This is a genomic window from Micromonospora sp. NPDC048907, assembly GCF_055586885.1.
The window spans coordinates 783,741-808,152 of record NZ_JBVJHI010000001.1 but is presented as its reverse complement, the minus strand read 5'-3'; the positions used below and the strand labels follow the sequence as shown (position 1 = coordinate 808,152).

The following is a 24,412-nucleotide window of genomic DNA, read 5'->3' as shown; positions in this document are numbered from 1 at the left end:
GGCGGTCCGGCGCGAGGGCTCGGCGGTCGCGCGGCGAAGTCTGCGGCGGAGCGGGGCGGGCCTGACGCCGCTCAGATCGTCAAACCGGCGTCGGTGAGGATCGGGCCGGCGAGCAGCAGCGCGCCGGCGCCCAGCGCGGCCAGGCTGACCAGCAGGAACACGGTCACCCAGAACAGCGGCGGGAACGGGGTGAGCCGGGCGAGCTGGTCCGCGTCCGACTCGGGCATCCGCCCCCGGCTGCGCAGCCGTTGCAGCTCGATCACCGGGCGGACGCCGCCGAAGAGCAGGAACCAGACCGACGTCCAGGCGAACGCCGCCTGCACCTGCGGAGCGGCGTACCAGGAGACGGCCAGCACCACGCCGCCGGTGACCAGCAGCGACAGCACGCCGAAGACGTTGCGGATCATCACGAGCATGGCCAGCAGCAGCACCACCGCGACCCAGAGCAGCAAGGTGATCCGGTTGCCGGCGAGCAGCCACGCGCCGGCCAGACCGATCAGCGACGGGGCCACGTATCCGGCGAGCAGGGTGAGGATCATCCCCGGGCCGGAGGGGCGGCCGGCGGAGAGGGTGAGACCCGAGGTGTCCGAGTGCAGCCGGATGCCGCGCAGCTTCCGGCCGGTCAACAGGGCCACCAGCGCGTGGCCGCCCTCGTGCGCGATGGTCACCGCGTTGCGGGCGATCCGCCAGGGCAGCCGGGTGGCGACCACCACCACCGCGACGACGGCGGTGAGCAGCACCAGCAGCGGCGGCGGGTCGGGCTGGGCGCCGAGCAGCTTGTCCCAGAGGGTGGTGAGGCCGTCGATCAGAGGCATGGGCGGGGAGCCTACCGGCCCGAGCCGCCCCGTTGGAGGGCCCGTCTGGTGGGGGCCGGGACAGGCGACGACAGCCGTCTATGAAAAATTCTTTAAGTCCTCTTGCGATCTAGGGCACTTACCTCCAAAGATTGGCGTCAATCATTGACGTACTTGGAGGCATCGATGGCTCGTACCAGACTCTCCATGCGCCGGTTGCTCGCCGCCGGCCTGACCGTCGCCGCCACCGCGGCAGCGGCCCTGTTCGCGACCGCCGGACCGGCCGCCGCGGCGACCACCCCCGGCATCGACGTCTCGCGCTACCAGGGCAGCATCAACTGGACCAGCGTGCGGAACGCCGGGATCCAGTTCGCCTTCATCAAGGCCACCGAGGGCACGAGCTACAAGGACCCGAACTTCAACGCGAACTACGTCAACGCCTACAACGCCGGGGTCATCCGCGGGGCGTACCACTTCGCCCGGCCGAACATCTCCGCCGGCTCGACCCAGGCCAACTACCTCGCCTCCAACGGCGGCGCCTGGTCGGCCGACAGCCGCACGCTGCCCGCCGCGCTCGACCTGGAGGGCAACCCCTACGCGGGCGGCTACTGCTACGGCCTGACCACCACCGGCATGCGCAACTGGGTCCAGGACTTCCTCAACACCTACCGGTCCCGCACCGGCCGGTACGCGGTCATCTACACCACCACCAGCTGGTGGAACCAGTGCACCGGCAGCTGGACCGCCCCGTGGGCCAACCACCCGCTGTGGGTCGCCCGCTGGTCCAGCACCGTGGGCACGCTGCCGGCCGGCGCCCCGTTCTGGAGCTTCTGGCAGTACACCAGCAGCGGCGCCGTCTCCGGGATCAGCGGCAACGTCGACCGCAACTACTGGAACGGTGACCGGACCCGCCTGATCGCCCTGGCCAACAACACCTGACCACCCCCCGGTCGCCAGTCGGCGGCAGCGGGATCGGCTACGACCGAGGTCGACAGCTGGTCCGGCTGCCGCCACTGCCGTCCTTGACCGCGCGGGTCACGCCCTGCGTCGCGAGCCGGCCGGCACGGGGACCGCGCCCCGACCGGCCAGGGTGGGCCGGCGGGCCAGCCGCCACACCGCCACCCCCGCGACGGTGAGGGCGACGACACCGAGCACCGCGACCGGCGCGGAGAGACCGGCGCTGATCAGCAGCAGGACCACGTCCCCGAGCGCGACGAGCATCCACAGTGCCAGCCGGGGACCCGTGTCCTTGCGTCGGTAACCCATGTCGTACCTCCTTCCGTCGTCGCGGTCTCAATACCCCCACGGACGGAAGGCCATGCGAGTCAGTTTCGCAACGGCGGGATTTCCCGGGTCAGTTCACCCGGTCGGGCTTGAAGCCCTTGGTGATGATCTCCCAGTTGGCCAGGTTGGCCTGCCAGGCGTCGGCAGGGACCTCCCAGCGCAGGGCGAAGCCCCGGTTGCTGGCCGTGGCCACGCCCCGGTTGCGCACGTGGAAGCGGGCGCCGCCGTCGCGCGTCTCCAGCCAGTCCCAGTCGGCGCACGTGCGGTAGTAGCCGTCGCAGCGGGTGATCCCGACCAGCTTGTAATTGTCGACGTAGTTCCGGCGGCTCGGCTCCTGCGCCTGCCAGTCGGCGTACGCGTCCTTCTTGGGCGTGGGGGTCCACTGGATGAACAGCACCCGCCGCGCCCCGCCGACCTCGTAGAGCACGACGTTGTCGGAGCGGACCCGGGCCTGCCAGCCGTCGGGGACCGGCACCTGGAAGCCGTTCGAGCCCTTGTAGTAGTGCCAGCCGGCGGGCAGGGCGCCGGCAGCGGCCGACGGAGTCGCCGACGCCGACGGGGTCACGCTGGGTGCGGCACTGGTCGGCGCGGTCGAGGAGGGCGCGTCACTCGTCGCCGGACCCGGCGGGGCCGGCGCCGGGGCCGTCGAGGTGGCGGTGGCCCCGTTCCCGCCCGTCCTGTCGTCGTCGCCGTTGTTCAGCAGCGGCACGGCCACCGCGAGACCGACCAGCAGCACCAGCACCAGCGCGCCGATCAGCAGGTTGCGCCGGTTGCGCTCCGGCTTCTCCCCCGGGATCACCGCCGCCCGGCCCGTCGACGGCGCCGGGCTCACCGGCTCGGCCAGCACGGAGGTCGGGTTCTTCGGCGGCGCCGGCGGCTCCACCACCGGCTCGCCGTCCAGCCGCGTCTCGTCGAGCGCCGGATCGGCACCGTCCACCCGGGTCTCGTCGACCACCGGAGCGGCGTCGAGCTTGGTGGTCGGCTCGGCGACCGGCGGGGTCACCTTGGCGGTCGGCGCGGCGTCCGCGCCGACCGGCGCCTTCGCCGTGGCGTCGGCGACCGCCGCGCCACCGGCGACGGCGGCCGCGGACGTACCCCCGTCGGGCGTGCGCGGCGCCGGGGTTGCCGGCCGCTCGGCCTCGTCGTCGGCCGGACGCGGCGCCGGCACCAACGGCGGCCGCGGCACGCGCGGACCGTTCGGCCCCGGCCGGCGTACGCCGTCCAGCAGCGAGATGCCCTTGGCCCGCCGCCCCGCGGCCTTGCGCAGCAGGCGCTCGGCGATCTCGGCGGTGATCCGCTCCTCCGGGTCCTTGCGGAGCAGGCCCTGAAGCACCGGCTTCAGCGGCCCGGCGTTCCTCGGCGGCGGCAGCGGCTCGGTGGCGAGCGCGGCCAGGGTGGCGATCGCCGACGGCCGCGCGTAGGGCGACTTGCCCTCGACGGCGGCGTAGAGCGTGGCACCCAGCGACCAGAGGTCGGCCTCCGGCCCGGCCGTGCCGTCCTTGGCCCGCTCCGGCGCGATGTACGCGGGCGAGCCCAGCACCATGCCGGTGCGGGTGACGTTCGGGTCGCCCGGGATGGTGGCCAGGCCGAAGTCGGTGAGCACCACGCGCCCGTCGTCGCCGAGCAGCACGTTGCCCGGCTTGACGTCGCGGTGCATGATGCCGGCCTTGTGCGCGGCCTTCAGCGCGCCCAGCACGCCCAGACCGATCTCCACGGCCTTCGCCGGCGTGACCGGGCCGTCCTCGGCGATGGTGTCCTGCAACGACTTCGACGGCACGTACTCCATGACGATCCACGGATCGCCGTCGGTGCGCAGCACGTCGAAGATGCGGACCACGTTGACGTTGTTGAGCCGGGCGATGGCCCGGGCCTCCCGCAACGAGCGTTCCCGCATCTCGCGGCGCTCCTCCGGGGTGAGGCTGGGCGGCGGGACGAGTTCCTTGATCGCCACGTCGCGGTGCAGCACCTCGTCGCGTGCCTTCCACACCCGACCCATGCCGCCCTGGCCGAGCGGCGAGATGAGCCGGTACCGGTCGGCGACGAGTTGGGGAAGCGCGCTAGACATCGCTGAAACCGTACCCGGCAGCCCGGACGGCTACACCGGCGGCACGCCACTGTGCGGTGAAGGTCAAGTTCTGGACGCGTACCCTGTCGGCATGTCTGCCGAAGAGCCGCTGTTCCGGATCGTCCGCGGCGTGCCCACCGCCGACGAGCTGGCCGCCCTGGTCGGCGCGATCGTGGTGCGGACCCGACCGGCCGCGGCCACCCCGCCCGCCGCCGTGTCGCAGTGGGCGCGCAGCGCCCGCCCGGCCGGCGCGGCGCCGGCCGCCGGCCCCGGCGCGTGGCGCGCCTCCGGCCTCCCCCGCTGACCCGTCCCGGGTACGCACCCCCGCATCAGGACTGCCGGGATCCGCGCCGAGCGATTAACCTCACTCAGGGAAACCGTGCGGTGACGGGCAGGGAGGGTCGATGATCCCGGAGGACAACCAGCCGGCCGGCTGGCTGCGTGACTACGGCGGCATCGAGGCCGACATCCGACGGATGCGCGAGTTCGCCGACCGGCTCCAGGACGAGGTCAGCCGCAACTACGCCCCCCACCTGTCGTACATCGCCGACGACATGAAGGCCCCGGTCCCCAACCCGGCCGACGCGTTCATCGAGCTGGTCCAGTTCCTCCAGGCCCACCACGAGACCCAGAAGGCCACCGTCACCATGGTCTGGGACCTGGCCCCGGCCACCGGCCGGCTCGCCGGCGCCGCCGGCCACATCGCGGCGACCTACGGCGACTCCGACGCCTTCTCCTCGGCCCGGGTCGCCGACGTGGAACGGGCACTGTCCACGCCGTCCGCCGCGGCCGCCCGCCCGGTGCCGCCACTGACCGATCCCACCGCATCCGAACCGGGGCGGGTGGTCCTGCCGTGATCGAACGGGGCAGCGGACGCACCTCCGGGCTCACCGACTGGCGCCTCATGGACGTGCTCAGCATGTGGGCATGTCTCCAGGACCAGGACACCACCGGCCAGTGGAAGCAGGTCGCCGGCTGGCGCAAGGTCTGCGACCTCGCCCTGGCCCACGTGAGCCGGTTGCGCGAATACCGGCGCGGGCTCGCCGAGGCGTGGCCGCCGGAGACCAACGCCGCCGCGCGCGCGTACCTCGGTGAACTCGACCAGCTCATCGACCAGGTGCAGCGCACCCACGACGCCGCCGCCGCGAACTACGACGCGCTCGCCGCCGCCACCCGCGCCATCGGCAGCACCCGGGCCGAACTCGAACCGCTCTTCGACGAGTACGCGGAGAAGGTGCGGCAGAAGCAGGCGTACGAGGCGGTGCTCGCCGACCCGAAGGCGGTGGCGGGGAGCCGGCTGCCGGAGAAGCCGCCGGTGACGGACGCGGACCTTGAGCAGCTGAACGTACGGGCGCGAAGGTTGATGACGGGGCTGAGCGGCGAACTCCAACAAGCCCAAGTCATGCTCCGCCAACCTCCGCCACCAGTTCGACCAGTCCGAGACTCACCCGAAGTGGACGCCGCGAGTAGCGCTGCCGGTCCCGCGCCCATCATCCCGCCGGTCGTGCCAATTCCGGCGGGCCCAGCCAGTGCACGCTCCGTTCCCGGAGGCGCCAAGCCCTCAAAACCACTCTCGGGTGGTGGTACGGGTGTTCGCCCTGTTATTGGGGGTGGACCCGTTCTAGGGGGGGTCTCGTCAGGGCTGGCGTCCAGTTCCACTGGCCCTAGCCCTAGTGGCACGTTGCCGAACACTCTTGTCCCCCCTACGCCTCCGAGCCTTGGGCAGCCTTCTGCGTTGCCACCGATTACAGCACCAGGAAGAGGCAGCAGCCCCAGATCTTCCTTGGGCGGAATCGGCGATGGCCAGTTCAGGCCGACCAGCCCGAGAGAACTACCAAACAACTTGGCGCAGCCGTCGCGGCCGATGCAACCCGGAGGCCTGATCGGCGGCGTGCCGGGGGCTGGCATGGGCCAGTCGGGGACACCGGCGTCGCCTCGGAGGATTAATCCAGTTGGTGGGGTAATCGGCGGGGGCGCTGCTGGCACATCGCCTTCAGGTGCAGCAGGGTCTCGACCGGGGGGTGCACGGTCATCCGCCGCCCACGCGATGCCGCCCTTCGGTAACTCATCCAGCGCAGGATATCCCTCTAAAAGGCCGGCCATTTGGCAAGAGACAGACCACGGCGGCAAACGGGCATGGGATCCGGATGACCCGTGGGAGACAGATCACGGCGTTGACCCGGTAGTGCGGCCGCCGGAAGACGAAGGCCCCATCGATCCTGGACCTGCAATTGGTCTTGATAGGTGAGCAAGCCGGTTGCGTTATTACTGGCGACTGCGCTTATCACCCTATCGTCTCCGCATGTAAAACAGGTTGAGGTCATTCATGGGTCGAGGCACGAGCCAGCCCACGCCAAGCAATGGCACTTGGAATTCCTTCACGCGGTCGAGGCTCACCGCTCGAGCCTCGGAGAAGGAGTGATTGTCGCGGTACTGGACACGGGTGTTGACACTCACCACGATCTGTCACCAAATCTCCTATACGGCACCGACGTCATACCGGGAGGGGTAGGCGACGGTCGCCGTGATTTGAACGGACATGGCACGGCAATGGCCGGCTTGATCGCGGCATCGGGTCAAGGCAGTGCAGTTATGGGTGTAGCGCCTCGGTCGAAGATTCTTCCGGTGCTAGTAACACCAGCCAGTGGCTCTGGTGAGGCAGATGCCTTGGCGGACGGCATCGAATATGCCCTTTCGCATGGTGCGGAGATCATCAACATTTCAAGCGTCGGCGGGACAAGCCAACGATTGATCAGGGCGATCAACACGGCCCTTGCAGCGAATGTTGTCATCGTTGCGTCCGCCGGCAATCGACCTGAGGATAGCTACGTTGGTTATCCTGCAAGCGAGCCGGGCGTTATTGCCGTCGGTGGTGTCGACAGGCATGGAAACCATGCAGCGATCTCTGTCACCGGGCCGCAGATTGACGTGGTGGCGCCAGCGGTGGAGATCTACAGCACTGGGCTCAACGGCGGTTATCGCGTCGGCACAGGCACCTCCGATGCCACGGCCATCGTGGCTGGTGCCGCAGCCCTGATTCGGTCCAAGTACCCCAACCTCCCCGCCGAGGAGGTCGCCCACCGCCTGACCGCCACGGCGATCGACAAGGGCCCACCCGGCCGCGACGACGAGTACGGCTACGGCGTCATCGACCTGGTCGCCGCCCTCACCGCCGACGTCCCCCCTCTCGGTTTCGAAACGCCGTCGGTCACGACGCCTCCGGTGAGCGCGGCCGAGGGGGAAGGGGACAACGACACGGTGCGTGGCCTCGCGACGCTGGGCGTGCTGCTGGCAGCGGGCGGCGGTTACCTGTTCTGGCGGCGACGCCGACGCGCCGACGACCCGCCGCCGCGGATCAGCCGGTAGCGTCGGTGGGATGTCGACCTCCGTGCCGCTGCGCCTCGTGCTCGCCTCGCAGAGTCCCGCCCGCCGCAAGCTGCTCCAGGCCGCCGGGATCGAACCCGACGTGCTGGTGAGCGGCGTCGACGAGTCGCAGGTGGTCACCGACCGCGCCGAGGAGTTGTGCCTGGAGCTGGCCCGGCTGAAGGCGGAGGCGGTGCGGGGCCGGCTGCGTCCCCACCCGGACGAGCGGACGCTGGTGCTCGGCTGCGACTCGGTGCTGGCGTTCGACGGGGAGATTCTGGGCAAGCCGGCGGACGCGGCGGACGCCACCCGGCGCTGGCAGCGGATGCGCGGGCGCAGCGGGGTGCTGCACACGGGCCACTGCCTGCTGGACGCGACGCACGAGTCCCGCGCGGAGGCGGTGGCCTCGACCACCGTGCACTTCGCCGACATCAGCGACGCGGACATCGCCGCGTACGTGGCGACGGGTGAGCCGCTTGCGGTGGCCGGGGCGTTCACCATCGACGGGCTGGGCGGGGCGTTCCTGACCGGCATCGAGGGCGACCCGGGCACCGTGGTGGGGCTGTCCCTGCCTCTGCTGCGCGGTCTCCTCGCCGAGTTGGGGCTGAACATCACCGACCTGTGGACGAAGGTCGCGCCCGGGGGCCAGGACATCGAACATCTCGGCTAACGTCCGGTCATGAGCACGAAGCCGCTGCCGCTGACCCCGGAACTGCACGCGTACCTCGTGGCGCACGGGTCCGCTCCCGACGAGATCGTCCGGGAGCTGGCCGAGGAGACCCGCGCCGCCCTTCCCGCCCAGGCGGACATGCAGGTCGCGCCGGAGCAGGCCGCGTTCCTGACCTTCCTGACCCGGCTGCTCGGCGTCCGGCAGGCGGTGGAGGTCGGCACGTTCACCGGGCTCTCCTCGCTGGCCATCGCCCGGGGCCTCACCGAGGGTGGCCGCCTGACCTGCTTCGACATCTCCGAGGAGTACACGGGCGTCGCCCGGCGGTACTGGGCCCGCGCGGGCGTCGAGGACCGCATCGAGCTGCGCATCGGCCCGGCGAAGGACACCCTCCACGAGTTGCCGCGGGAGCGTTACCTGGACTTCGCGTTCATCGACGCCGACAAGGTCGGCTACCCGGTCTACTGGGACGAGCTGGTGCCCCGGATGCGCCCGGGCGCGGTGATCGCGGTGGACAACACGCTGCGCGGCGGGCGGGTGCTCGCCCCGCAGAACGCGGACGACCGGGCGATCGCCGCCTTCAACGACGAGATCCTCGCCGACATCCGCGTCGAGGTGGTCATGCTGCCCATCGCCGACGGCGTGACCCTGGCCCGGGTGCTCTGACCGGGCACCGCCGGTCCGGCGGTCACGCGGCGGCGGAGACCGGGGTGCGGTCGTCGCCGGGTGCGGGCAGGCGCAACGCGCGGCCGAGGCGCACGGTGAGCAGGATGGCCGCGGCGATGAAGCCGGGCAGGAGCAGGAAGGCCAGGTGGGGGCCGACGCCGTCGGCCACCCAGCCGAGCGCGACCGGCGCGATGCCGAAGCCCACCCCCATGGAGTACGACGCCCAGCCGGCCGCCCTGTCCGCGGCCGGCCCGGCGGCGGCGAGGGCGATGGAGATCGCCAGGGGGTAGTGCAGGGCGTTGCCCAGCCCGAGCACGACCAGGCCGGCGACGGCCAGCCAGCCCACCGGGGCGGACCAGAACAGCGCGAACCCGGCCAGGGAGACGGTCAGCGCGCCGAGCAGCAGCGGCACCGGCGGCCAGCGCAGCGCGAGCCGGCCGCCGGCCAGCCGGCCGGCGAACATGCCGCATACGATCGCGGCGACGGCCGCCGACGCACCGCCGGCGCTGAGGCCGGCGTGGGTACGGAGCACGTCCGCGGTCCAGAGCGACAGGCAGACCTCGATCGACCCGGTGACCGACATGAGTACCCAGGCGATCCAGTACGCCCGCGGCAGCCGCCCCGAACCGGCGCGTCCGGCCGCCGGACGAGCGCGATCTTGGACAGTTTCCGTTCGAGGCGAACGGGAAGTGTCCAAGATCGGGCGAGCGGAGGACGCGGAGGGCGCGGGCCGGTCGGCGGCAGCCGCGGTAGCGGGGTGGGTTTTCGGCAGGCGTACCCGGAAGGTCACGGCGGCGAGGGCGACCAGGGTGATCAGGCCGACCTCGGCGGCCATCGCGGGTCGCCAGCCGAGGCCGGCGTCCACGGTCGCGCCGATGACCAGCGGCGCGAGGATGCCCATGCCGGCGCCGGCGGCGTTGGCCTCGGTGAGCGCGGCCGGTGCGGCGGGCCCGTGGTGGGCGGTGAGCACGACGCTGACTCCGCTGATCACCATCATGCCGAAGGTGGCGATCACCGCGACGGCGGCGAGGGTGGCGGGCAGCGGGTGGAGGAGGCCGAGCGCGGTGACGCCGGCGGCCACGCCGGCGAGGCCGAGCCAGATGGCCGGGCCGCGGCCGAGGCGGCGGGCTGCGGGCGCGAAGAGCGCGCCGCCGGCCAGCGCGCCGACCGCGATGCCGGTGCTGTGCAGGCCGGCCACGGCGGCGCTGGTGCCCTGCTCGTCGCGGAGCAGCGGGACGACGGGGCCGAACCCGTAGAGGAAGAAGCCCCACATGCCCAGCTGGGCGTAGGTCAGCCAGGTCGTCCGGTCACGGGTGAGGCGGGGCACCGGCCTTACGGTACTTGCGCACGGCCGGCGCCCCGCCCTGGTTGAGAGGCAGCTCTCGTCGGGTCAGCGGACGCTGCGGGCGAACTGCCGCGCGGCCCAGACCACGCCGGCGACGGCGAGCACCGCGATGATCGTCAACCCCTGCCAGACCTTGTCGTTGGCCAGGTCACCGGCGAAGAGCGCCCGGGTGCCGTCGACCGCCCAGGAGAACGGGTTCCAGTCGGCGACGCCCTGGAGCCAGCCGGGGGCGTACATGAGCGGCAGCAGGATGCCGGAGAGCAGCAGCACCGGCTGGGCGACGGTGTTCATCAGCGGGGCGAGCGCGTCCTCGCTCTTGACCTTGAGCGCGACGCCGTAGGAGACGGCCGAGGTCATCAGGGCGATGAGGGCCAGCATCAGGTACGCGAGCAGCAGGTAGCCGATGAAGACGCGCAGGTCGAACAGGAGCGCCAGCAGGGTGATGATGATCGCCTGCGCGATCAGCGAGACCACGTCCCGCAGCGAGCGGCCGAGCAGCAGGGCGAGCCGGCTGACCGGGGTGACCCGGGACCGCTCGATGACCCCGGCGCGCAGCTCGGCGATGAGGCCGAAGCCCTGGAACAGGCCGCCGAAGATGGCCAGCAGCACGAGCAGGCCGGGGACGAAGATCTTGTACGCCTCGGCCTGTGTCGACACCCGCAGCGCGGGCTTGAGCAGCGGGGCGAAGAGAAGCAGGTACATCACCGGCTGGAAGACGCCGACGAAGACCCACACGGGGTTGCGCAGCAGCAGCTGGATCTGGCGCTGGAAGATCAGCCAGGTGTCGCGGGCGAGTTTCATGACAGTGCTCCCGATGCTCAGGACTCGCGCAGCGAGCGGCCGGTCTTGGTGAGGAAGACGTCGTCGAGGCTGGGGCGGTGCAGCTCGATCGAGCGCAGCTCCAGCCCGGCGTGGTCGAGGCGGCGCAGCACCTGCGGGATGGCGGTGGCGCCGTCGTCGACGTAGAGGCGCAGGCCGCCCTCGTCGGCGGTCTCCAGCTTGCCGACGTACGCCTCGGTGTCGAGCAGTTCGGCGGCCTGTGGCGTGGTGGCGGCGTCGAGGCCGACCAGCACCACCTCGCCGGAGATCTCGCGCTTCAGCTCGGCCGGGGTGCCCTCCGCGACCACCTCGCCGTGATCCATGATCGCGATCCGGTCGCAGAGCGCGTCCGCCTCGTCGAGGTAGTGCGTGGTGATGAAGACGGTCATGCCCTCGGTGCGCAGCCGGCGGATCTCGTCCCACATGTGCGCCCGGCTCTGCGGGTCGAGGCCGGTGGTCGGCTCGTCCAGGAACACGATCTTCGGCTCGTGGATGATGCCGAGCGCGATCTCGACCCGCCGGCGCTGGCCGCCGGAGTAGGTCTTGCACTTGCGGTCGGCGTACTCGCTGAGCTGGAAGGCGTCCAGCGCGCGGGTGGCGCGGCGGTTCGCCTCGGCCTTGCCGATGCCGTAGAGCCGGGCGTGCAGCACCAGCTCCTCGCGGGCGGTGGACTCGTCCCACGTGCTGCCGCCCTGGGCCACGTAGCCGATGCGCCGGCGCACCTCGGCCGGGTCCTTGCGCAGGTCGGCGCCGGCGATGGTCGCCTCGCCGCCGTCCGGCTCGATGAGGGTGGCGAGCATCCGCAGGGTGGTCGTCTTGCCGGCGCCGTTGGGGCCGAGGAAGCCGAAGATCTCCCCCTCGGCCACCTCGAGGTTGACGCCACGGACCGCGTCCACGGTCTTCGTCTCGCGACCCGCGCGGGAGCGGAACGACTTCCGCAGCCCCCTGGTCTCGATCATGTCTGCTCCTGGTCCTCCGGGCCGGACGCGGCCGGCCGCCGATGGTCCGCGAGGAGGACGCACGGCTTCCCCACGGCTCGCGCAGAGACTAACGCGATATAACTCTTGTGGTCAACGTTGATTATTCCGCGTTGGGAGCGCCGCCAGTCCAGCCCGACCATCCCTCGGCCTGCTCCAGCCCAGCAGGCAGGTACGACACTCCGGACTCGATCCGCTCGGCGATCCGCTCGCACCAGGCCATGTCGGCCTCGGCCCGCGCCAGCCAGAGCTCGAACATCCAGCCGACGTGCACCGGCTTGCGGGTGCGCACCCAGTCCGAGTCCAGCGAGGCGCGCATCGACTCGACGCCGGCGCGGATCAGGTTCGCCCGGTTGCGCAGCGCCGCCGCGGCCTCGTCGCGCGGCATGGCCGGCAGGAACGAGAACGCCGCCACGAACGGGTCCGGCGGCTCGTTGAGCTGCCACCACTGCGCCCGCAGCAGGGTCTCGAACTCCTCGTCCCCCTTCGGCGTCACCTCGTAGGTGGTGCGGGCGGGACGGGCGCCGACCTGCTCGACGGAGACGGTCCGGAGCAGCCCCTCGTCGGTGAGCTTGCGCAGGGCGTGGTAGATCGAACCGGGCTGCACGTTGGCCCACTTGTCCGCGCTCCAGCTCAGCAGCTCACGGCGTACGTCGTAGCCGTGCACCGGCTGCATCCACCGCACCAGGCCCAGAATCATCATCCGCGTTGCCGACACCCGACAAGCGTAATAGCCAAATTTGACTACAGTGCGGCATCCCACACTGAGCGATCGTTAGGGCCGAATCCCCGGCCGATACACTCCCGGCAACGACCTCGGGAGGAGCCACCAAGGTGCGCAAGGTACTCATCGCCAACCGCGGCGAGATCGCCGTCCGCGTCATCCGCGCCTGCCGCGACGCCGGCCTGGCGAGCGTCGCCGTCTACGCGGACTCCGATCGGGACGCCCTGCACGCCACCCTCGCCGACGAGGCGTACGCGCTGGGCGGCGACACGGCGGCCGACAGCTACCTGCGCATCGACAAGCTCATCGACGTGGCCGCCAGGGCGGGCGCCGACGCGGTGCACCCCGGCTACGGCTTCCTCTCCGAGAACGCCGACTTCGCCCAGGCCGTCATCGACGCCGGGCTGACCTGGATCGGCCCCACCCCGCAGGCGATCCGCGACCTCGGCGACAAGGTGACCGCCCGGCACATCGCCCAGCGGGCCGGCGCGCCCCTGGTCCCCGGCACCCCGGACCCGGTGGGCAACGCCGACGAGGTGATGGCCTTCGCCGTCGACCACGGCCTGCCGGTCGCCATCAAGGCGGCCTTCGGCGGCGGCGGGCGCGGCCTCAAGGTGGCCCGCACCATGGAGGAGATCCCGCACCTGTTCGAGTCGGCCACCCGCGAGGCGGTCGCCGCGTTCGGCCGGGGCGAGTGCTTCGTCGAGCGCTACCTGGACCAGCCCCGCCACGTCGAGGCGCAGGTCCTGGCCGACCAGCACGGCAACGTGATCGTGGTGGGCACCCGCGACTGCTCGCTCCAGCGCCGGCACCAGAAGCTGGTCGAGGAGGCCCCGGCGCCGTTCCTCACCGAGGCCCAGCGCCGGCAGATCCACGACAGCGCCAAGGCGATCTGCCGGGAGGCCGGCTACCACGGCGCCGGCACGGTGGAATACCTGGTCGGCGCGGACGGCACCATCTCCTTCCTGGAGGTCAACACCCGGCTCCAGGTGGAGCACCCGGTGACCGAGGAGACGGCCGGCATCGACCTGGTCCGCGAGCAGTTCCGCATCGCCGACGGCGAGAAGCTGCGCTTCACCGAGGACCCGACGCCGCGCGGGCACGCGATCGAGTTCCGGATCAACGGCGAGGACCCGGGCCGCAACTTCCTGCCCGCCCCGGGCACCATCACGGCGCTGCGGCTGCCCACCGGCCCGGGCGTCCGGGTGGACACCGGCATCTCGGCCGGCGACGTGATCGGCGGCAACTTCGACTCGCTGCTGGCCAAGGTGATCATCGTCGGCGAGACCCGCACCGAGGCGCTGGAGCGGGCCCGCCGCGCGCTGGACGAGATGGTGGTCGAGGGCATGGCCACCGCGCTGCCCTTCCACCGCCTGGTGGTCCGCGACGAGGCGTTCACCGCCGAGCCGTTCACCGTGCACACCCGGTGGATCGAGACCGGGTGGAACAACACCGTCCCGGCCTTCACCGCCCCCGCCGGCGCCGTCGAGGGCCCGGCCGAGCGCGAGACCGTCGTGGTCGAGGTGGGCGGCAAGCGGCTGGAGGTCACCCTCCCGGCCGGTCTCGGCGCGGGTACGGCGGTCGCCGCGCCCGCCGGGAAGAAGCCGGCCCGCCGGGGCGGCGGCGCCAAGGCCGGCGCGGCGGTCGGCGGCGACGCGCTCACCTCGCCCATGCAGGGCACCATCGTCAAGATCGCCGTGGCGGACGGGGACACCGTCGCCGAGGGCGACCTCGTGGTGGTCCTGGAGGCGATGAAGATGGAGCAGCCGCTGCACGCCCACAAGGCCGGCACAGTCAGCGGCCTGTCCGCCGAGGTCGGCGCGGTGATCACCGCCGGCGCCGCCATCTGCACCATCTCCTGACGTCCGCGGCGGTCCCGCCGGTCGGGGGTGGTTTGGGCCACCAGCGGCGGCGGGACCGGCCGCGAGCAGGAATGATGGCCGGGTGCGGTTCCTTCATGGCGCGGTCCCCGCGCACGACCTGACCTACAACGACGTCTTCATGGCGCCCAACCGTTCCGAGGTGGGCTCCCGGCTGGACGTCGACCTCGCCTCGGCCGACGGCACCGGCACCACCATCCCGCTGGTCGTGTCGAACATGACCGCGGTGGCCGGCCGGCGGATGGCCGAGACGGTGGCCCGGCGCGGGGCCGTCGCGGTGATCCCGCAGGACATCCCGATCGAGGTGGTGGCGAACGTCGTCGCCTGGGTCAAGCAGCGGCACCTGGTGCACGACACCCCCATCACGCTCGGCCCCACGGACACCGTGGGCGACGCCATCCACCTGCTGCCGAAGCGGTCGCACGGGGCGGTGATCGTGGTGGACGAGGCCGGCCGCCCGCTCGGCGTGGTCACCGAGGCGGACACGGTCGGGGTGGACCGCTTCGCCCAGCTCCGGCACGTGATGTCGACCGAGCTGCACACCGTGCCGGCGGACGCGGACCCGCGTACCGGCTTCGACCTGCTCTCGGCGGGCCGGCGGCGGCTCGCCCCGGTGGTGGACGCGGAGGGTCGCCTGATCGGGGTGCTGACCCGGTCGGGCGCGCTGCGCGCCACGCTCTACAAGCCGGCCGTGGACGACCGGGGCCGGCTGCGCGTCGCCGCCGCGGTCGGCATCAACGGCGACGTGACCGGCAAGGCGGCCGCCCTGCTGGAGGCCGGGGTGGACACCCTCGTGGTGGACACCGCGCACGGGCACCAGGAGCGGATGATCTCGGCGCTGCGGGCGGTCCGCAAGCTCGACCCCGGGGTTCCGGTGGCGGCGGGCAACGTGGTCACCGCGGACGGCGTACGCGACCTCGTCGAGGCGGGCGCCGACATCATCAAGGTCGGCGTCGGGCCGGGCGCCATGTGCACCACCCGGATGATGACCGGCGTGGGCCGCCCGCAGTTCTCCGCGGTGCTCGACTGTGCCGCGGCGGCCCGCTCGCTGGGCCGGCACGTGTGGGCCGACGGCGGCGTACGCCACCCGCGGGACGTGGCGCTGGCGCTCGCGGCGGGCGCCTCGAACGTCATGATCGGCTCCTGGTTCGCCGGCACCTACGAGTCCCCCGGCGACCTCTACACCGATGCCGACGGCCGGCGCTACAAGGAGAGCTTCGGCATGGCCTCGGCCCGCGCGGTGAGCGCCCGGACCGCCGAGGACAGCGCGTTCGACCGGGCCCGGAAGGCGATCTTCGAGGAGGGCATCTCCTCGGCCCGGATGTACCTGGACCCGACGCGGCCGGGCGTCGAGGACCTGATCGACGAGATCATCTCCGGGGTGCGCAGCGCGTTCACCTACGCGGGCGCGCGCAGCCTGGAGGAGTTCCACGAGCGGGCGCTGGTCGGCGTGCAGAGCACCGCCGGCTACACCGAGGGCATGCCGCTGCCGACGAGCTGGTGACGCGGCGGCCGGGCCTCCTCGCCGCGCGGCGTGGGGACCCGGCCGTCAGGGGAAGAGCCGGCCGATCACGGTGCGGGCGGCGGCCTCCGGGTCGGGGCCGACGCGGGGCGGCAGGGCGCCGGAGAGCCAGAGCGTGGCGAAGCCGTGCACGATCGACCAGGCCGCGAGGGCGTCGACGTCCGGCCCCCGCCCGGTGCGCCGGGCCACGCCGGTGCGCAGCAGCTCGCCGGCCCGGGTCCGGGCGGCCACCACCGCCGGGTCGTCGGCGCGGTAGAGGTCGGGGCGGAACATCACATCGAAGTGCGCCCGGTGCCGGACCGCGAACCCCACGTACGCCACCCCGGTGTCGACGAGTTCGTCGCCGGCGTCGCGCAGCGCCTCGGCCAGCAGCTCGAAGCCCTGGGCGGCGAGCGCGGTGAGCAGCCCGGCCTTGTCGCCGAAGTGGTGGGCGGGTGCGGCGTGCGAGACGCCGGCCCGCCGGGCCAGGTCGCGGAGGCTCAGCGCGGCCGGGCCGGACTCGGCCATCACCTCCACCGCCGCGTCGAGCAGGGCGCGGCGCAGGTCGCCGTGGTGGTACGCGCGGGACTGGGTCATGCACACCACTCTAACTTGCCATTGACAAGATAGCCTCTCGCGACGCAGTCTTGTCATCGACAAGTTGGCCCCTTCCGGGAGGCATGACCCATGGCACCCCTGATCGCCCTGCTCGGCGGCACCGCAGCGGCCCGGATTGCCGGCGTGCTCGGCGTGGCCGCCCTCGACGGCTGGCACCCCGCCCTGCGGGTCGGCCTCGCGCTGATGTTCGTGCTGACCGGCTCGGCGCACTTCCTGTCCCGTCGCGCCGACCTGGTCGCCATGGTGCCGCCGTCGCTGCCCCGGCCGGACCGGCTGGTCACCCTGACCGGGGTGCTCGAACTGGCCGGGGCGCTCGGGCTGCTGCTGCCCGCCAGCGCGCGGGCGGCGGCCGCCGGCCTGGCGCTGCTGATGCTGGCCATGTTCCCGGCCAACGTCTCGGCGGCTCGTCGCGGGCTCACGCTCGCCGGCCGCCCCGTGACCCCACTCGGCGCCCGCGCGGTGCTCCAGGTCGTCTTCGTCGCCGCCGCCCTGGCGGTGGTGTTCGGCGGCTGACCGGAGCCGGGATCCGGGCGACCGTCCGTCCTGCGGTCGGCGGACGGCCGCCCGGATCGCGCGGGAGAGTGATGTCTCCCGAAAATAGTTTGGGGCCTGACGGTCCGGGGGCTAACCTCATGCCCGTGAACATGGGACCGCTCGTCCGCTTCCCCGACGCCCTCCAGCACGCGCCGCTCGGCCGGCTCATCTCGATCGCCGGGCACATCGTGGAGCAGCACTGGGGTCGCTACCTCGCCGAACACCACGGGCTCACCTCCGCCGGCATGCGGGTGCTGCTCGTCCTGCTGCGGGCCGGCGACAGCACCCACCGGGAGATGGCCGAGCGGTGCTTCGTCCGGCCGGCCACCCTCACCGGCATCGTCGACACCCTGGAGCGCGACGGCTTCGTGGCCCGGCGGCGGGACCCCCACGACCGGCGCAGCGTGCAGCTCAGCCTGACCGACAAGGGTCGGGAGCACGCCCTCGCCATCATCGACCTGATCCACAGCAACCGGCCGCTGACCTCGGTCGACGCGGACCCCGCGAAGCAGGCCGTGATCCGGGAGTTCCTCACGGAAATCATCACGAGCATGTCCGACGGGGACCTTCGCCGGTTGAACCGGAACAGCGAGTCCCACACCGAAGACCCAACGGGGAGCCGTCCGTGCTGATCCGCCTGCTCCGTACCCACCTGCGCCCGTACCGGCGGTTGCTGGCCGCGGTGGTGGCCTTCCAGTTCGTCGGCACGATGGCGTCGCTCTACCTGCCGAGCCTCAACGCCGACATCATCGACCGGGGCGTGGCCGTCGGCGACACCGACCAGATCATGCGTACGGGCGGCTGGATGCTGCTCGTCAGCCTGCTCCAGATCGCCTGCTCGATCATCGCCGTCTACCTGGGCGCGAAGACCGCGATGGGCTTCGGCCGGGACGTCCGGGCCGGCATCTTCGCGCACGTCAACAGCTTCTCGGCCCGCGAGGTGGCCCGGTTCGGGGCGCCCTCGCTGATCACCCGGAACACCAACGACGTCCAGCAGGTGCAGATGCTGGTGTTGATGAGCTGCACCATGCTGGTCGCCGCGCCGATCATGAGCGTCGGCGGCGTGGTGATGGCGCTCCAGGAGGATGTGGGGCTCTCCTGGCTGATGCTGGTCTGCGTGCCGGTCCTGGCGGTCACGCTCGGCCTGATCACCCGGCGGATGGTGCCGGGCTTCCGGCTCATGCAGACCCGGATCGACACGGTCAACCGCGTGCTGCGCGAACAGATCACCGGCATCCGGGTGGTCCGGGCCTTCGTCCGCGAGCCGTACGAGACCGAACGCTTCCGGGTGGCGAACACCGACCTGACCGCGACCGCCCTGCGGATCGGCCGGCTCCAGGCGCTGATCTTCCCGGTCGTCATGCTGGTCCTCAACGTCTCCAGCGTCGCAGTGCTCTGGTTCGGCGCCGAACGGGTGGACTCCGGTCAGATCCAGGTCGGCGCGCTCACCGCCTTCCTGCAGTACCTGATGCAGATCCTCATGGCGGTCATGATGGCGACCTTCATGCTCATGATGGTGCCCCGCGCGGCGGTCTGCGCCGAGCGGATCGTCGAGGTGCTGGACACCGACTCGTCGGTGGTGCCGCCGGTCGAGCCGATGATCGCGATGACCCGCCGCGCGGAGCTGGAGTTCCGCCGGGTCTCCTTCCAGTACCCCGGGGCGAGCGCGCCGGTGCTGCACGACATCTCGTTCCGGGCCAGCCCCGGCCGGACCACCGCCATCATCGGCTCCACGGGCGCCGGCAAGACGACCCTGCTCACCCTGATCCCCCGGCTGGTCGACCCGACCGCCGGCGCCGTGCTGGTCGACGGCGTGGACGTGCGGCTGCTGGAACCCGACGAGGTGTGGCGCCGCATCGGGCTGGTGCCGCAGCGGCCGTACCTGTTCACCGGCACCGTCGCCAGCAACCTCCGCTACGGCAACCCGGACGCGACAGACGCCGAGCTGTGGGCGGCGCTGGAGATCGCCCAGGCCCGGGACTTCGTGGCGGAGATGCCGGGTGGCCTGGAGGCGCCGATCGCGCAGGGCGGCACGAACGTCTCCGGCGGCCAGCGGCAACGCCTCGCGATCGCCCGCGCGCTGGTCCGCCAGCCGGAGATCTACCTGTTCGACGATTCCTTCTCCGCGCTCGACCTCGGCACGGACGCCCGGCTGCGGGCCGCGCTGAAGCCGGTCACCGCGGACGCGGTGGTGGTGATCGTGGCGCAGCGGGTCTCCACGATCATCGACGCCGATCAGATCATCGTGCTCGAGGACGGGGGCGTCGTCGGAATGGGACGACATGACGACCTGCTGGTGACCTGCCCGACGTACGCCGAGATCGTGGCGTCCCAGCAGACCGCGGAGGTGACCGCATGAGCGGCGTACCGGGGCAGAAGCCGTCGCCGGGGGCGAAGGCCGACGCGGCGCCGCCGCAGCGGCTGCCCGCGGCCGGGCGGCGCGGCGGCGGCGGGCCGCCGTGGATGGGCGCCGCCATGCCGGCGGAGAAGTCGATGAACTTCGGGCCGTCCGCCCGCCGGCTGCTGGGCCGCCTTCGGCCGCACCGGTTCTCGCTTGCCGCCATCATCACCCTGGCGGTGGCCAGCGTCGGGGCGAGCGTGATCGGGCCGAAGATCCTCGGGCACGCCACCGACCTCATCTTCGCGGGAGTGGTGGGCCGGCAGATCCCCGCCGGCACCACCCAGGAGCAGGCGGTGGCGGCGGCCCGGGCCGCCGGCAACGACAACTTCGCCGACATGCTGGCCCGGATGGACATCGTGCCCGGCGCGGGCATCGACTTCACGGCGCTGGGCCGCACCATCACCCTGGCGCTCGCCCTCTACCTGGGCGCCAGCCTGCTGATGTGGTGGCAGGGCTGGCTGCTCAACGGGGTGGTGCAGCGCACCGTCCTGCGGCTGCGCGCCGACGTGGAGGAGAAGCTCAACCGACTGCCGCTGCCCTACTTCGACAAGCAGCCCCGGGGCGAGCTGCTGAGCCGGGTCACCAACGACATCGACAACATCTCGCAGACCCTGTCGCAGACGCTCAGCCAACTGCTCAGCGCGCTGCTCACCGTGGTCGGCGTGCTGGCCATGATGGTGTGGATCTCGCCGCTGCTGGCCCTCGTCGCCCTGGTGGCGGTGCCGCTGTCGGTGGTCGTCACCCAGCAGATCGCCAAGCGGTCGCAACGCCGGTTCATCGCGCAGTGGCGGCACACCGGTGAGCTGAACGGCCTCATCGAGGAGACGTACACCGGCCACGAGCTGGTCAAGGTCTTCGGCCGGCAGCGCGAGGTGCAGGCCGCCTTCGCGGCCAAGAACGAGGAGCTGTTCCGCGCCAGCTTCGGGGCCCAGTTCATCTCCGGGATCATCATGCCGGCGATGATGTTCGTGGGGAACCTCAGCTACGTCGCGATCGCCGTGGTCGGCGGGCTCCGGGTGGCCTCCGGGTCGATGAGCCTGGGCGACGTGCAGGCGTTCATCCAGTACTCGCGGCAGTTCACCCAGCCGCTCACCCAGATCGCCTCGATGGCCAACCTGCTCCAGTCCGGGGTGGCCTCGGCCGAGCGCGTGTTCGAGGTACTCGACGCCGAGGAGCAGGCCCCGGACCGGCCCGCGCCGCCCCGGGTCACCGGCCGGGTCGAGTTCGAGCACGTCAGCTTCCGCTACGACCCGGACAAGCCGCTGATCGACGACCTCTCGCTGGTGGCCGAGCCCGGGCACACGGTGGCCATCGTCGGCCCGACCGGCGCCGGCAAGACCACCCTGGTCAACCTGATCATGCGCTTCTACGAGCTGGACGCCGGCCGGATCACGCTGGACGGGGTGGACATCAGCTCGTTGCGCCGCGACGAGCTGCGCGGCCGGATCGGCATGGTGCTCCAGGACACCTGGCTCTTCGGCGGCACCATCCGGGACAACATCGCGTACGGGCGGCCGACCGCCACCGAGGAGGAGATCCTGGCCGCGGCCCGGGCCACCTTCGTGGACCGGTTCGTGCGCAGCCTGCCCGACGGCTACGACACGGTGATCGACGAGGAGGGCAGCAACGTCAGCGCCGGTGAGAAGCAGCTCATCACCATCGCCCGGGCGTTCCTCGCCGAACCGTCGCTGCTCATCCTCGACGAGGCGACCAGCTCGGTCGACACCCGCACCGAGGTGCTGCTCCAGCGGGCCATGGCGGCGCTGCGCACCGAGCGGACCAGCTTCGTCATCGCGCACCGGCTGTCCACCATCCGCGACGCCGACCTGATCCTCATGATGGACCAGGGCCGGATCGTCGAGCAGGGCACGCACGACGAACTGGTCGCCGCGAACGGCGCCTACGCCGAGCTCTACCGGTCGCAGTTCACCGCGGCGGTGGTCGAGGAGGAGGCCGCCGCGCCGCTGCCGGTCGGCGGGCCGCCCGGACGGCCCGGCGGACCGCCCGGCGGGTCCGGCGGACCTGGCGGACCGCCCGGGAAGCCGGCCGCCGCGCCGGCCGGGCGCTGACGTGGACGCCACGAGGGGCGACCCGGCCGGAGCGGGCCGGGTGCCGTCAGGCCGGCGGGAGCAGGTCGGCCGAGCGGGCGGCCACCACGCCGGCGACCAGCGCCAGCGCGTCGGCCACCGGCATCGGGTCGAGCCCCCGTCCGTCGCGCAGACGCAGCGAGACCCCGCCCCCGGCCGCCTCCCGGGGGCCGATCACCCCGAGGTACGGGACCCGGCGGCGGGCCGCGTCGCGGATCCGGGACCCCAGCGAGCCGGCCAGGTCGACCTCGGCCCGCAGCCCGGCCGCCTCGGCCCGGCCGGCCAGCTCGACGGCCGCGTCGGCCTGCCCGCCGTCGACCGGGAGCAGCACCAGCTGCACCGGGGCGTACCAGGCCGGGAAGGCGCCCGCGTGCACCTCGATGAGGTACGCGAACAGCCGCTCCATGCTGCCGACCAGGCTCCGGTGCACCATGACCGGTCGCTTCCGGCGCCCGTCCGCGTCGGTGTACGACAGGTCGAACCGCTCCGGCTTGTCGAAGTCGAGCTGAATGGTGGAGATGGTCGACTCCCGGCCGGCCGCGTCGACGATCTGGATGTCGATCTTCGGGCCGTAGAAGGCGGCCTCGCCGGGGCCCTCGTGGTAGTCCACCCCGTCGAGCGCGGCGCGGAGGAGCTCCTCGGCCCGCGCCCAGTCGGCGTCGTCCCCCACGTACCTCTCCCCCGGCCCGCGCAGCGACAGCCGGAACCCGGCCGGCCGGACGCCCAGCGCGGCGTGCGCCTCGCGGATCAGCCGCAGGATCTCGCGCACCTCGTCGCCGACCTGCTCCAGCGCGCAGAAGTTGTGCGCGTCGTTGAGCGAGATGGCGCGCACCCGGGACAGCCCGCCCAGCACGCCCGAGCGCTCCGCCCGGTACATCCCGCCGATCTCCGCGACCCGCAGCGGCAGCTCCCGGTAGGAGCGACCCCGGGCGCGGAACACCAGCGCATGGTGCGGGCAGAGCGCGGGGCGCAGCACGAACTCGTCGTCGGCGCTCAGCCGCATGGGCGGGAACATGTCGTCGGCGAAGTAGCCGAGGTGGCCCGACAGCTCGAACAGCTCCCGCTTGCCCAGCGGCGGCGAGTAGACGTGCCGGTAGCCGGCCCGGCGCTCCAACTCCCGCACGTACTCCTCGACGGCGTGCCGGGCGGCGGCGCCGGCCGGCAGCCAGATCGGCAGCCCGGCGCCGGCCAGCGGGTCCGAGACGAACAGCTCCAGGTCCCGGCCGAGCCTGCGGTGGTCGATCATGTCGCTCTCCTTGATCGGGTACGACCCGGAGGCGAGCTGACCCGGAACGCCGCGAGGCCCCGGAGCGGATCGCCCCGGGGCCTCGTCGACGGAAACGTCAGTGCGGCGCGCCGGGGATACCCGGCGTCGTGGTCAGCACCGCGCTACGCATGCGGCGACGGTACGCGCGGCGACGCGGCGGACGCACCTCGATTTCGCGACGCACCCGGATCCGGTGCGGCGGGGGCGGGTCGCCGGCACGGGACCTGCCGGCGACCCGCGGCGGCCCGGCCGTCGGGAACGGGGGACCCGACGCCTCCGGAGCCGCGCGCCGCCAACGGTACGCCGGGGATCGGCGATCCGCCGCCCGCCCCGGCGCTCGGCGAGGCCGCGGCGGCCGGTCACATCCGGCGGCGCCACACCGTCGAATACCGGTGGCCTGCGGGTGTCGGCCGTCACCGCCGGGCAGGGCCGCTCCCGGTGACGCGGGACACGCCGTCAGGCTCGGTGCGGTCTGACGGGGAACTCCGGCGAGGTGGCGGTCGTGGCCGAACTCATCTCTGATGTCGCGTCGCCCACCTGGGCGTACGCGCTACTGCTCACCCTGCTGGTCGCCGACGCCTTCGTGCCGGTGGTGCCGACCCAGGTCGTCATGATCACCAGCGGGGCACTGACCGTGTACGGCGGGCTCAGCCTGCCGCTGACCATCGCGGTCGGCGCGCTCGGCGTCTTCGCCGGCGATCTCGCCTGCTACCTGCTGGGGCGGACCGCCCCGACCCGCCGCGCGCCACGACACGCCACCCCGGGACGGGCCCGGCGGGCCGCCGCCCGGGTCACCCGTGGGCTGCGCGAACCGGGACCACTGGTGATCCTGCTCTGCCGGTTCGTGCCCGGGGGCCGGATGGCGGCCTGCTTCTCGGCCGGCCGCAGCCGCTACCCCTACCGCCTCTTCGTCCTCTACGAGGCCGCCGCGGCCATCTGCTGGGCCGCGTACGGGACGCTTGTCGGCCACCTCGGCGGGGCCGCGCTGACCGAGTCGGCGTGGCGGCTGCTGCTGATCGGCGGCGCCGCGGCGGCCGGGTTCGCGGCGGCGGGCTGGGCCATGACGGTGATCAGCGCCCGCCACTCCCGCGCGGCCGGCGAGGCGACGGCCATCCCCCTGGCGGACGCGCGACTCCCGGAACCCCTCATCGGCCTGAAGGAAGACCAGCCATGACCCACGAAGTGAACCCGCCCGACGCCGGAGCCAGGGCCACGAACGTCGACCCCACCTGGGACGAGCCCGATCGCGTGGCTCGGCGTGCCCAGCTGCGGGAGCAGATGCTCGCCTCGGCCGGCGGTGAGCAGCCCGCCGAGGTCCGCGAGCAGCCGGCCACCCCGGACAACCGGTAGGGGGCGACCCCCGGATCGAAGTGGGTGGTGGTCCCGGATCCGTTTCGGGCGGTTCCGGCGACAGGCTGAG

24 protein-coding genes are annotated in these 24,412 nt (G+C 72.6%); 14 read left to right on the top strand and 10 right to left on the bottom strand.

Features of this window, described 5'->3' with window-relative positions:
* Positions 1 to 71 precede the first annotated feature (71 nt).
* A complete protein-coding gene (locus ACZ6PY_RS04085; RefSeq protein WP_466068992.1) occupies positions 72 to 815 on the bottom strand; it encodes a M50 family metallopeptidase in 744 nt (247 codons plus the stop codon).
* Positions 816 to 980: 165 nt separating this feature from the next.
* Here ACZ6PY_RS04085 and ACZ6PY_RS04080 point away from each other — a divergent pair, with 165 nt between their 5' ends.
* Positions 981 to 1,733, top strand: coding sequence for a GH25 family lysozyme (locus tag ACZ6PY_RS04080; RefSeq protein WP_262287336.1), 753 nt, complete (start codon positions 981 to 983; stop codon positions 1,731 to 1,733).
* A gap of 96 nt (positions 1,734 to 1,829) precedes the next feature.
* On the opposite strand, the gene ACZ6PY_RS04075 is transcribed toward ACZ6PY_RS04080, so the two are convergent.
* Together ACZ6PY_RS04075 and ACZ6PY_RS04070 are read right to left on the bottom strand one after the other, a co-directional pair.
* A complete protein-coding gene (locus ACZ6PY_RS04075) occupies positions 1,830 to 2,060 on the bottom strand; it encodes a hypothetical protein (RefSeq protein WP_466068990.1) in 231 nt (76 codons plus the stop codon).
* A gap of 88 nt (positions 2,061 to 2,148) precedes the next feature.
* Positions 2,149 to 4,143: a serine/threonine-protein kinase gene (locus ACZ6PY_RS04070; protein ID WP_466068988.1), complete on the bottom strand. Its 1,995-nt coding sequence runs from the start codon at positions 4,141 to 4,143 to the stop codon at positions 2,149 to 2,151.
* A 91-nt stretch (positions 4,144 to 4,234) separates the two neighbouring features.
* Between ACZ6PY_RS04070 and ACZ6PY_RS04065 the strand changes: the two genes are divergently transcribed.
* Positions 4,235 to 4,447: an acyl-CoA carboxylase epsilon subunit gene (locus tag ACZ6PY_RS04065; protein WP_262287339.1), complete on the top strand. Its 213-nt coding sequence runs from the start codon at positions 4,235 to 4,237 to the stop codon at positions 4,445 to 4,447.
* A gap of 100 nt (positions 4,448 to 4,547) precedes the next feature.
* Positions 4,548 to 5,000, top strand: a complete 453-nt coding sequence (locus ACZ6PY_RS04060) for a hypothetical protein (protein WP_466068985.1) — start codon at positions 4,548 to 4,550, stop codon at positions 4,998 to 5,000.
* Between the two features lie 292 nt (positions 5,001 to 5,292).
* Here the strand turns inward: ACZ6PY_RS04060 and ACZ6PY_RS04055 are convergent, their stop codons facing one another.
* Complete coding sequence (locus tag ACZ6PY_RS04055; protein ID WP_466068983.1) at positions 5,293 to 5,547, bottom strand: hypothetical protein; 255 nt, start codon at positions 5,545 to 5,547, stop codon at positions 5,293 to 5,295.
* 840 nt (positions 5,548 to 6,387) lie between these two features.
* On the opposite strand from ACZ6PY_RS04055, the gene ACZ6PY_RS04050 reads away from it, so the two are divergent.
* The 3 genes from ACZ6PY_RS04050 to ACZ6PY_RS04040 are packed head-to-tail and all read left to right on the top strand — an operon-like array spanning position 6,388 to position 8,839.
* Positions 6,388 to 7,509, top strand: a complete 1,122-nt coding sequence (locus tag ACZ6PY_RS04050; RefSeq protein WP_466068982.1) for a S8 family serine peptidase — start codon at positions 6,388 to 6,390, stop codon at positions 7,507 to 7,509.
* Between the two features lie 10 nt (positions 7,510 to 7,519).
* Complete coding sequence (locus tag ACZ6PY_RS04045) at positions 7,520 to 8,176, top strand: Maf family protein (protein ID WP_466068980.1); 657 nt, start codon at positions 7,520 to 7,522, stop codon at positions 8,174 to 8,176.
* A gap of 9 nt (positions 8,177 to 8,185) precedes the next feature.
* Entirely contained in the window at positions 8,186 to 8,839 is a 654-nt protein-coding gene (locus ACZ6PY_RS04040) for an O-methyltransferase (RefSeq protein WP_466068978.1), read from the top strand.
* Between the two features lie 22 nt (positions 8,840 to 8,861).
* Here ACZ6PY_RS04040 and ACZ6PY_RS04035 read toward each other — a convergent pair whose 3' ends face one another.
* From ACZ6PY_RS04035 to ACZ6PY_RS04020, 4 genes are all read right to left on the bottom strand, one after another.
* Positions 8,862 to 10,166 (bottom strand): MFS transporter, encoded by a 1,305-nt coding sequence (locus ACZ6PY_RS04035; RefSeq protein WP_466068977.1) that lies wholly within the window; start codon positions 10,164 to 10,166, stop codon positions 8,862 to 8,864.
* Between the two features lie 63 nt (positions 10,167 to 10,229).
* Positions 10,230 to 10,985 carry an ABC transporter permease gene (locus tag ACZ6PY_RS04030; protein WP_262287345.1) on the bottom strand — a complete coding sequence of 252 codons (756 nt, stop codon included), beginning with the start codon at positions 10,983 to 10,985 and terminating at the stop codon, positions 10,230 to 10,232.
* Positions 10,986 to 11,002: 17 nt separating this feature from the next.
* Positions 11,003 to 11,962, bottom strand: a complete 960-nt coding sequence (locus ACZ6PY_RS04025; RefSeq protein ID WP_466068974.1) for an ATP-binding cassette domain-containing protein — start codon at positions 11,960 to 11,962, stop codon at positions 11,003 to 11,005.
* Positions 11,963 to 12,083: 121 nt separating this feature from the next.
* Positions 12,084 to 12,683, bottom strand: coding sequence for a PadR family transcriptional regulator (locus ACZ6PY_RS04020; RefSeq protein WP_466069404.1), 600 nt, complete (start codon positions 12,681 to 12,683; stop codon positions 12,084 to 12,086).
* Between the two features lie 131 nt (positions 12,684 to 12,814).
* On the opposite strand from ACZ6PY_RS04020, the gene ACZ6PY_RS04015 reads away from it, so the two are divergent.
* Together ACZ6PY_RS04015 and ACZ6PY_RS04010 are read left to right on the top strand one after the other, a co-directional pair.
* On the top strand, positions 12,815 to 14,566 hold the full coding sequence (locus ACZ6PY_RS04015) for an acetyl/propionyl/methylcrotonyl-CoA carboxylase subunit alpha (protein ID WP_466068972.1): 1,752 nt from the start codon (positions 12,815 to 12,817) through the stop codon (positions 14,564 to 14,566).
* 82 nt (positions 14,567 to 14,648) lie between these two features.
* Positions 14,649 to 16,088, top strand: a complete 1,440-nt coding sequence (locus tag ACZ6PY_RS04010; RefSeq protein WP_466068970.1) for a GuaB1 family IMP dehydrogenase-related protein — start codon at positions 14,649 to 14,651, stop codon at positions 16,086 to 16,088.
* Between the two features lie 45 nt (positions 16,089 to 16,133).
* Here the strand turns inward: ACZ6PY_RS04010 and ACZ6PY_RS04005 are convergent, their stop codons facing one another.
* Positions 16,134 to 16,682 (bottom strand): TetR/AcrR family transcriptional regulator, encoded by a 549-nt coding sequence (locus tag ACZ6PY_RS04005; RefSeq protein WP_466068968.1) that lies wholly within the window; start codon positions 16,680 to 16,682, stop codon positions 16,134 to 16,136.
* Positions 16,683 to 16,772: 90 nt separating this feature from the next.
* Between ACZ6PY_RS04005 and ACZ6PY_RS04000 the strand changes: the two genes are divergently transcribed.
* The 4 genes from ACZ6PY_RS04000 to ACZ6PY_RS03985 all read left to right on the top strand — a co-directional run bounded on the left by ACZ6PY_RS04000 (position 16,773) and on the right by ACZ6PY_RS03985 (position 21,707).
* Positions 16,773 to 17,216 (top strand): DoxX family protein, encoded by a 444-nt coding sequence (locus ACZ6PY_RS04000; RefSeq protein WP_466068966.1) that lies wholly within the window; start codon positions 16,773 to 16,775, stop codon positions 17,214 to 17,216.
* Between the two features lie 131 nt (positions 17,217 to 17,347).
* Positions 17,348 to 17,869, top strand: coding sequence for a MarR family winged helix-turn-helix transcriptional regulator (locus tag ACZ6PY_RS03995; protein WP_466069402.1), 522 nt, complete (start codon positions 17,348 to 17,350; stop codon positions 17,867 to 17,869).
* Positions 17,863 to 19,596: an ABC transporter ATP-binding protein gene (locus tag ACZ6PY_RS03990; RefSeq protein ID WP_466068964.1), complete on the top strand. Its 1,734-nt coding sequence runs from the start codon at positions 17,863 to 17,865 to the stop codon at positions 19,594 to 19,596. Before ACZ6PY_RS03995 ends, ACZ6PY_RS03990 begins: the two co-directional genes overlap by 7 nt.
* A complete protein-coding gene (locus ACZ6PY_RS03985) occupies positions 19,593 to 21,707 on the top strand; it encodes an ABC transporter ATP-binding protein (protein ID WP_466068962.1) in 2,115 nt (704 codons plus the stop codon). The genes ACZ6PY_RS03990 and ACZ6PY_RS03985 overlap by 4 nt, the downstream gene beginning before the upstream one ends.
* A 46-nt stretch (positions 21,708 to 21,753) precedes the next feature.
* Here the strand turns inward: ACZ6PY_RS03985 and thrS are convergent, their stop codons facing one another.
* The gene (gene thrS / locus ACZ6PY_RS03980; RefSeq protein WP_466069400.1) at positions 21,754 to 22,986 is read right to left on the bottom strand and encodes a threonine--tRNA ligase; all 1,233 of its coding nucleotides are present in this window, start codon (positions 22,984 to 22,986) and stop codon (positions 21,754 to 21,756) included.
* Positions 22,987 to 23,494: 508 nt separating this feature from the next.
* On the opposite strand from thrS, the gene ACZ6PY_RS03975 reads away from it, so the two are divergent.
* Both ACZ6PY_RS03975 and ACZ6PY_RS03970 read left to right on the top strand, forming a co-directional pair.
* On the top strand, positions 23,495 to 24,166 hold the full coding sequence (locus ACZ6PY_RS03975; RefSeq protein WP_466068961.1) for a DedA family protein: 672 nt from the start codon (positions 23,495 to 23,497) through the stop codon (positions 24,164 to 24,166).
* Positions 24,163 to 24,342 (top strand): hypothetical protein, encoded by a 180-nt coding sequence (locus tag ACZ6PY_RS03970; protein WP_466068959.1) that lies wholly within the window; start codon positions 24,163 to 24,165, stop codon positions 24,340 to 24,342. Before ACZ6PY_RS03975 ends, ACZ6PY_RS03970 begins: the two co-directional genes overlap by 4 nt.
* The last annotated feature ends 70 nt before the right edge of the window (positions 24,343 to 24,412 follow it).